Source organism: Myxococcus vastator (assembly GCF_010894475.1).
Classification (GTDB): Bacteria; Myxococcota; Myxococcia; order Myxococcales; family Myxococcaceae; genus Myxococcus; species Myxococcus vastator.
This window is the reverse complement of record NZ_JAAIYB010000401.1, coordinates 1-7790: the sequence shown is the minus strand read 5'-3', so window position 1 is coordinate 7790 and position 7790 is coordinate 1. Positions and strand designations below refer to the sequence as shown.

The 7790-nt window shown below is 69.5% G+C and carries 4 protein-coding genes; all 4 read right to left on the bottom strand.

The genetic code is table 11. The features are described 5' to 3' along the window. Nucleotides 1-646 (bottom strand): pentapeptide repeat-containing protein (locus G4D87_RS29520; protein ID WP_163786040.1); only part of this gene is annotated, 646 nt, incomplete at its 3' end. Beyond that, complete coding sequence (locus tag G4D87_RS29515) at nucleotides 643-1392, bottom strand: hypothetical protein (RefSeq protein WP_163786039.1); 750 nt, start codon at nucleotides 1390-1392, stop codon at nucleotides 643-645. The genes G4D87_RS29520 and G4D87_RS29515, both read right to left, overlap by 4 nt. Nucleotides 1393-1395: 3 nt before the next feature. After that, entirely contained in the window at nucleotides 1396-6459 is a 5064-nt protein-coding gene (locus tag G4D87_RS29510) for an eCIS core domain-containing protein (protein ID WP_163786038.1), read from the bottom strand. Nucleotides 6460-6706: 247 nt separating this feature from the next. Further along, nucleotides 6707-7474 (bottom strand): hypothetical protein, encoded by a 768-nt coding sequence (locus G4D87_RS29505; protein ID WP_163786037.1) that lies wholly within the window; start codon nucleotides 7472-7474, stop codon nucleotides 6707-6709. Nucleotides 7475-7790: the final 316 nt, after the last annotated feature.

Here is a 7790-nt window from a genome sequence, read left to right as displayed (position 1 = left end):
GCTGGGAGCGTGGCGGGGGGGCGTCCTCCGCATCGAAGCGGGCGCCGGTGCGGTCGCAGCCGGTCCACTGCACGCCGTCCACGATGGCGCCTCGGAAGTCCGCGTGGCGGAAGCTGCCGCCTGACACGTTGGCACCTGTCAGGTCGGCGCCGCGAAAGTCCGCCTCGTCCAGCCGCACGTCCACGAGTGACGCGCCTGTGAGGTCCGCGCCTCGCAGTTCCACGCCGACGCCTTCCGCGCCGTCGAGCACGGCTTCGCGGAGGATGGCGCGTGAGAACGAGGTCTCCGAGAGCCGGGCCTTGCGCAGGTCGGTTTGGGACAGGTCCGTGCCGCGCGCGGAGCTGTCCTCGAGGCGGGCCTCGGAGAGCCGCGCCCGTCGCAGGTCGGCGCCATCCAGCCGGCACTGCCGGAGCGTCGCGCCTTCCAGCACGGCTTCTTCAAGCACCGCGCGCTCCAGCGAACAAGCGGAGAGCCGGGCGCCGCGCAGGCTGGCGCCGTGGAGGCGGGCCTGGCTCAGGTCCAAGCTGTCTCCACGCAGGCCATCGAGTGGAGCGCCAGTGAGGTCCGCGCCGTGAAGCTGAAGGTCCCTTGCGCGAGCCTTCTTCTGGAGAAGGGCCTGGAGGATGTCTCGCGCGCTGGGGGTCATGCCTGTCTCCGGCTCATGAGTCCGAGCGCGAGGAGCTTCTCGTGGAGCCGGACGATGAGCGCCGCGGCGCCATCATCGCCAGGTGCCGCGGTGTCGAACGCTTCGACGAAGACGTTCGCGACTCCCCGCGCTTCTTCGGGCGTCAGCGAGGGGGGGACGAGTCGCTGGTCGACAGGGCGGCGCTCATACACGTCCTGGAGGCGCGCCGTCTCATGGGCCAACGCTTCAGCCAGGGGGACGGAGAGGGCGCTGGCGGCCTCTTGACCGGACGGGTACTTGGGGCGCCAGAAGGACCACTCGAACAGTGTTCCCTGGAGTCCTCCGAGGAGGTGCTCCCACTCATAACTCCGGACCTTGACGGGCCCTGGTAGCGCGGAGACGAGCCAGAGCGCGAACCGGTTTGCGAAGCTGCGCGTGAGTTCTTCGGCGGTCAGCTGCGGAGGGCTTCGGTGCATCAGCACCGGTTCGCCCTCGACCAGCTTCGGATTGAACGGCTGCATGACGTCGCTGCTCATCGCCGCATGCAGATCGAGAGGCGTGAGGGTGCCGTCGACATTGATTTCTCGCCCGCGGTGGCCCGTTGCCTTCGACAGCGTCCTTCTGGCGTCCGTCACGAGGGGGGTGGGGCCTTCGAACTGAAGGCGCGCACGCTGGTCCCGGTACTCGACCTCGAGCCAGACGAGGATGTCCTTCTTGAAGCGGGCGAACGGTGATGAGGGTGGGGTCGACAAGCGGTAGCGGAACATCACTCAATCTCCAGGTGTGCCACTGGGGGAGGATAGCGGAAGGCCGGCACGGGCCCGCGTCCGCTGAATGACCCCCAGGACGTAGAAGAAGTGCTCTGGATCCTGACGATAGAGTTCTGCCATGGCCTTGGGCTTGGTGAAGCGCTCGAGGCCCATCGTCACGACCTCGGTCGCGGGGCCGTCGTAGACCTTGCCGACGTACTTGTTGATGAACCCGCCTTCGTAGGCCTGTTCGTGGGGTCTGTAGCCCTGTTTCGGGGCGAGCACATCCAATGGTTGCGTCGCGATGGCTTGCCCGGGCTGGACGAGCCGCTGCGCGCGGGCTTCGACGAAGGCCTTGGAGGCCGCGGAGATCTCCGGGTCGACGTGCTCGATGCGGTGTGAGAGTTCGTGATGCACGAGCGTGGAGGTCGGAGCGTCGCCGAGGTTGATGTAGCGGCCGTCATGGGAATAGTACGCGCGCGTATCGTCCGCGGCTGCGCCCCGGGTCAGGACGAAGCCTTCCGGCGGCGCATTGCCCGTCATCCGGTAGTGCTCGGCGATATCCGCGCGAACCTCCGCCTCCGTCCGACCGGAGGCGCGGATGACCTGCATCCCCTCCGGTGTGATCGTCGGCGCATCCGAGAGCGCCGCGACATTCGAGGGCGCCTCTCCCAAGAGCATCGTGCGCAATTCACTCATGAGCTGCGCGGCCTTGGCCTCGTTCGCGGCGGAGCGCCGCTCGATGCTCGTGAGGAGCCAGTCCCGGTTGTTCTTGAGCCGGCTGTACTCTCGGGAGAGGTCCGCTTGGAGCGCCTCGATTCGCTCGATTTTGGCCTGGTTCGCCTTGTAGTTCTTCCGAAGCGGCCCGAGGTCGGTCTGCAGGACCGGATCGTTGGCGACCTCCTGCATTCGAGTATTGAGCTCCGTCAAGGCGGCGGTGTCGCCCGGATACACCTTGTGGACCAGCTCATCCAGTCGACTGCGCATCCCCTTGGAGAGGTTCTCCATGAAGTCGATGCCATTCTTGATGAACTCGAGATGGGGCGAGCTCGCGGAAGGGGTGTTGATGTCGCCAGACCAACCCACCGTCTGTCGTGCGCGTCCCTTCGGGTTGACTTCGATGTCATCGAAGGTGTCGGGGCCGCCTTGGGATTTCGGGCTCGTGGTGTTGGATGCGGCCGTCTGGCCGTCCAGGTCCGCGTCCGCGCGGGGATGGCGGTTGGGCGCTCCAGGGACCTCGGTGTCGGTCTCTGTCTTGGGCCGAAGTGGCGAACCGGTCTCCGGCTCGGCTTCGAGGCGAGGCGTCGCCGGGGTCTCCGCGTCCGCCTCAGGGCGAGGCGTCGTCGACGTCTCCGCGTCCGCTTCAGGGCGTATCGTCGCCGGCGTCTCCGCGTCCGCTTCAGGGCGAGGCGTCGTGCTGGCGTCGGGCTCAGCCTCGGGCCGAGGACTCGCTGTCGTCTCGCCCTCCGCTGTGGGCCGGGGCGCGATGGAATCGCGGAAGGCGCGGGCCCGTGAGCCGGGAACGACGCCCGCGCCGCGAGCCATCCACCGTTGCTGGACGCGCTTGATGCGAGGGACTTCGCCAAAGCCACCGGTGACGACGGACATGAGCACCGACATGCCCAGCGCCTGCCAGGAGAACTCACCGGTGATGAGCTGGGTGGCGACCTCCAGCACCGCGTCCGCGGCGATGTTGGCCACGAACTGAAGGGCCACGCTCTTGACGGCGTTCTGGATGAGGGCGCCCGCGCCCGCGCCGAACACGCCGCCAATCGCGCCCATCAGCGCGGCCCTGCCCACGCCCGCCATGAGGCGCTCGCCGGACGCCCAGTTGTTGATGACCTGGATGGTGGCCGACGTCGCCGCGCCGACGATGGCGCCACCCACGATGGTGCCGATGGTCGCGGCGGCGGCTCCGGCGCCCAGCGCGCTCGCCGCCGCGCCCACCGCGCCGATGACCGCGGGGCCCACGACCAGCGCCACCACGATGACGATGGCGATGATGAGCACCACCGCCAACACGCCCTTCCAGGCGGGCTGTTCCTTCGACGCCGCCTCTTGGGCCTGGACGGGAATGTCGCAGTCGAGCTGGGCCTTGGAGTCGCGGAGGCTCTGCTCCAGCGCGTCCGCGGAGTCCACGAGGGCGCTCTCGACATGCGTGAGGATCGCCGAGCAGGTCGTCTGGAAGCCGGTGGCGACGGTCTCCAGGCCGGAGGCCCCGTCCGAGGCCAACTGTTGGGTCTGGGTGGTGAACGCGTCGCGCTGCTGCCCGAAGGCCGTGGCCGCGCCCGCGGCCAGCGCGCCCATGGATTCCGTGAAGGACGCCACCAGGGCCGCCGTCGCCTCCTCGGAGGACTGGCCGAGCCGCAGCATGGCCTCCAGTCCCTGGTTCCCCACGCTGTCCACGCGCTCCAGGGCCCCGGCGGCGCCGAGCTCCACCTGGGAGACGAGGCCATCCAGCCCCCCTTCGAGCCCGCCCGTGGCTTGCTGGAGCATGCGCTCCAACCGCGCGCCTTCCGGAGCGGACTGCGTGGCGAACAGGTCGCGCACGCCCGTGAGCGCCTGCACCAGCGTGTCGATGGCGCCCGTCACGGCGTTCTGGATGGACGCCGCCGAGGCGAAGGCCGCCAGCTCGATGAGGACCTGTTGCAGGTAGCCCGTGTCATTCACGGACTGGCGCTGGTCGTGCTCGTGGCGGTCCAGCCGGGCCAGCTCGGCGATGAAGGCCGAGTCGACGGAGGCCATCATCGAGTCGCGCGTGGTCTCCGCCTGCGTCAGGGCTTGTGTCCGGCTGCTTTCAAGCGCGGCGACGAGCTGCTCGTGCTGCGTGTCGAGCGTCTCGCGGGCACTGCGGGCGGCGGCGATGACGCCGCAGCGGTCCCGCTGGCGCCCCTTCATCGCCTCGCCGGCCTGCTTCGTGGCCGTGTCCACCAGGCTCTTGCGGTAGCCCTTGGCCGTCTCGCGCGCGGCCTTCATCTGGGCTTCGGCGCGGCGGTCGGTGAGGTAGCCCGCGAAGAAGCTGTCCTTTTCGTTGATCTTGCAGCCTTCGTATTCCTCCGCGTACTCCTCGCCAAGCTGGACGCACTCATCGCCCACTGTCGGACCGAGCGCCTCGTGGGCGATGCGTGCCTGGGCGTAGAGGGAGTTGACGCTGTCCAGCGTGGTGGACTCCTGCTCGTCAACGAAAAGCACTCCGGAGTCGTAGACGGCCCGGAGCGACTCGAGCGCGCTGTCCGTCTCCGAGTGGATGGTGGAGACGGTGGTCGAATGCTCGGACAGGACTTGCTGCCGGGCGCCCTCGGCCTGGGCGGTGGCGGCGACGCGGGCCTGCTCCACGCTGGCGCTGATGGCCGCCTTCTGCTCCTCCATGGAGGTCGCGATCGCGCCCTTGTATGTCTCGGCGAGCGCACCGATGCGGGCTGGAACATCCTCCAGCGTCAGGAGAACCGCGTCCTCGATTCGATGGGCCGCGTGAAGGAAGAACGCGTCCGCGCGTGAGTTCGCGGCGACACGTCGCGCGTCGTCCTCCGAGGTTGCACTCGGCGCCGGGACGAACTGCACGCCGCCTCGGAGCGAAATGGCCCCGGCCCCGGCGTTGGCGAGCGAGGCGGACGCACGGCCATGCGCCTCCACGGCATCCCACCGTTGGACTTCGGTCGCGGCGATGGCTTCGTCCAGCGGCGCACGCGCGGCCTCATTCGCGGCGTCGTCGGTCGGGGCTCCGCCGCTGCCCGCAGAGGGCTCCGAGGACAGCGCGGCCGTGGCGTCCTCCGCGGGAGCCTCTTCCGCGGCTTCGGGGGCGGAAGCGTTGCTGTCCAGCGTGGACTGCGCGGGCGCAGCGGCTTCCGTGGAGGAGGGCGCCTGCTCGGCGATGGCATCCTCGATGGGGCAGTTGTCCTGCTCCTCTGCATCGGGGCTGACGCTGGAGGCGGCTTCCTGCGACTCCGTGGATGCTGGCTCGGGAGGCTCTTGGTCGGGCTCCTCCTCCGGCTCTTCAATATCCTCCGTGTAGCAGGTTGCGCTCTGGGGGCCGCCGCCCGTGCAGGCCTGTGCGTCCTCGGTACCGCCCGGAGGCGCGGCCGCGTCGCTCGTGGGCGCTGGGGGACCGGAAGTCAGTGCATCCGTCGCGGGGCCCGCCGCGGCGCCAAGCGCGCTTCCCGCGGCCCCCGAGCCGCTGTCGGTGGCCTGTCCATCCTGGGCCGCGCGGGCCTCGGTCGATTCGCCGTTGGAGGTGCCACCGCCACCTCGCGGCCTGGGCATTCGGGAGGGAGCCGCGGGCGGCTCGAAGAGGCGGTGGACGTTGGCCGCGAGGAAGGGCTGGACGGGCGCTGCGTTCGGAGACGTCCCCGTCACTGGAGGGCCGGACGGGCCCACCGCGCGGTCGAGGATGGGCTCGGCGGTTTCGCCTCGGACCACGGCGTCGGCGGCGTCATCCGCCTGGCGCTCGTAGGGGTCTCCTGGGTGGCCGACGCCGTCATGGAGCTGTACGCCGGAGCGCTGCTGAACCGCGTGGGCCGCTTCGTGTGCCGCGAGTCTCAGGTCGGGTGGGCCGCGAAAGGCGATGCGATTGCCCATGGTGAAGGCATGGGCCCCCATCCGGTCGCTCGCGAGCGCGGCCTCACCTCCCACACGGGCTGTGACGTTCGACAGGTCATGGCGGCCAAAGGACTGCTGGAGCTGTACGAAGTGGGGAAGGGGCGCGCTGGCATCCTTCACGCCTGCATGGGCCTCGCGCCGGATGGCCGTGGGCCGTGACTCCACGGCGCCGCCGGCCGCCTGAGGCTGCACTGCCTCCTTCTCCCCGCACGCCGCGCACGGGCCGCCTCCGGACCCACACGCCGCGCACTCCGCCTGGACCGGAGGTCCGAGGGGAGACGCCACGCCACCTCGCATGTAACGCGGGACACCCGCTGCGGCGTTGGGGCGGGCGCGTGCGTCAGGGGCGCTCGCTCCGGGCCTCCCGCGCAGGAAGGCGGGGACGCCGGGGGCAGACCGCTCCGACGGCAAGCGCTCAGGACGTCTGGATGAATCCGAAGGCCGGGTCGACTCACTCCGGCGTACCGACTTTGACGTCGCTCGGCTCACGGATGCGCGCCCCCTGGTGATTCATACCAGAGGAGTTCATGGGTTCACTGTCAGTGTCAATGGACGGCACTGTGGTGAACTGAAGCCGACTGTGAGCGCCCGGTGGGGGAGGAGGTTTCGCTGGCGCGAATTCCCAACCGCGCTGCTCCATGCAGCAGGCCCTGTGACATCCCCGAGAGGGCACCGCCTTCGAGGCACACGACGGCCCGCCCTGGGGGCTCCAGCGGCGGGCCGTCGTCAGGTCAGCTCAGTAGTTCCAGGCCCGGTAGCTGCGGAAGCCGCAGCCGTTGGCCCCCAGGACGACGCCGCCGCCCTCCATCACCGGCGTGAAGGTCGGGTAGGCCGACGCGGTTGTGTCGACGCTCACGCAGCACGTTCCCGAGAACAGGCCCGTGGAGTTGGAGGTCTCGTGCGGATCGGGGTCGGTGGGGCTGTAGAGCCAGCCCTTCGCGTAGACGTAGAGCTCCTTCGAGTACGGCGAGAAGGGGCCGAACTCCGACCAGCCGCCCTGGGTGGTGACGGTGCCTCCGGCCATCTGGTAGCTGAACTGGACGCTGAAGCTGTAGTTCCCGCCGCACACGCTTCCGGAGGGCGAGCCCTCGGTGCCGGCCTGGGCAAAGCGGGGGAGCGAGTCCGGGGTCTGCTCCAGCACGCCCGTCGCTCGCGCCTCGGCGATGTTCGCCTCCAGGACGCGGATGTACCGGTCGCTCTCCTTCAGTTGACGGTCGAAGGCGGCCGGCGTGCCGCTCTTCTCTTGCGCCTGCGCCAGCAGCGCCCGCTGTCCACGGACGCGCTGGAGTTCGAACTCGGCGGCCTCGGTGCCGACGCCCACCTGTTCGCGGACGCCGTCCTCGCGCGTGCGCTCCCAGACTCCGGGGGCCACCTTGTTCCAATCCGACGGAGTCGCTTCGCTCAGCATGGGCCGCGTGGCCTCATCGCTTGCGGAAAGAGCGTCACCACCGCAGGCCGCCAGCGCCATCGCGGCGACAGGCGCCCAGAAGAATCGCTTCGACATGGTGCATCGTCCTCGTTGAGCTGCCCGGCTGGGTTGCCGGGAGTCGGGGAGCATACGCGGAGTGAAGTCTGGTGTTGACGGGTTCCTGTTCCACTCGAAGCGCCGCATGTGTCTTGGGATTGGATCGGTGAAAACTTTCACGATTGGTGAATGCTTGGTCAGTGCGCTCGCGCGAGGCGGGGCAGGAAGAGGTACTCGGACTCCACCGAGAGCCCGCGACGCTCGGCCAGATACAGGAGCGCCAGGCCGCCCTCCCAGTACCCACGCATTCCAAGGGAGGTCGGCTGGCGATTCAATCCGGCGCAGGTACGAGGGT

What these genes read in the sequence shown, in the direction of transcription:
- G4D87_RS29515 (WP_163786039.1), bottom strand. Translation starts at nt 1,392, where the DNA reads ATGTTCCGCTACCGCTTGTCGACCCCACCCTCATCACCGTTCGCCCGC.
- G4D87_RS29505 (WP_163786037.1), bottom strand. Translation starts at nt 7,474, where the DNA reads ATGTCGAAGCGATTCTTCTGGGCGCCTGTCGCCGCGATGGCGCTGGCG.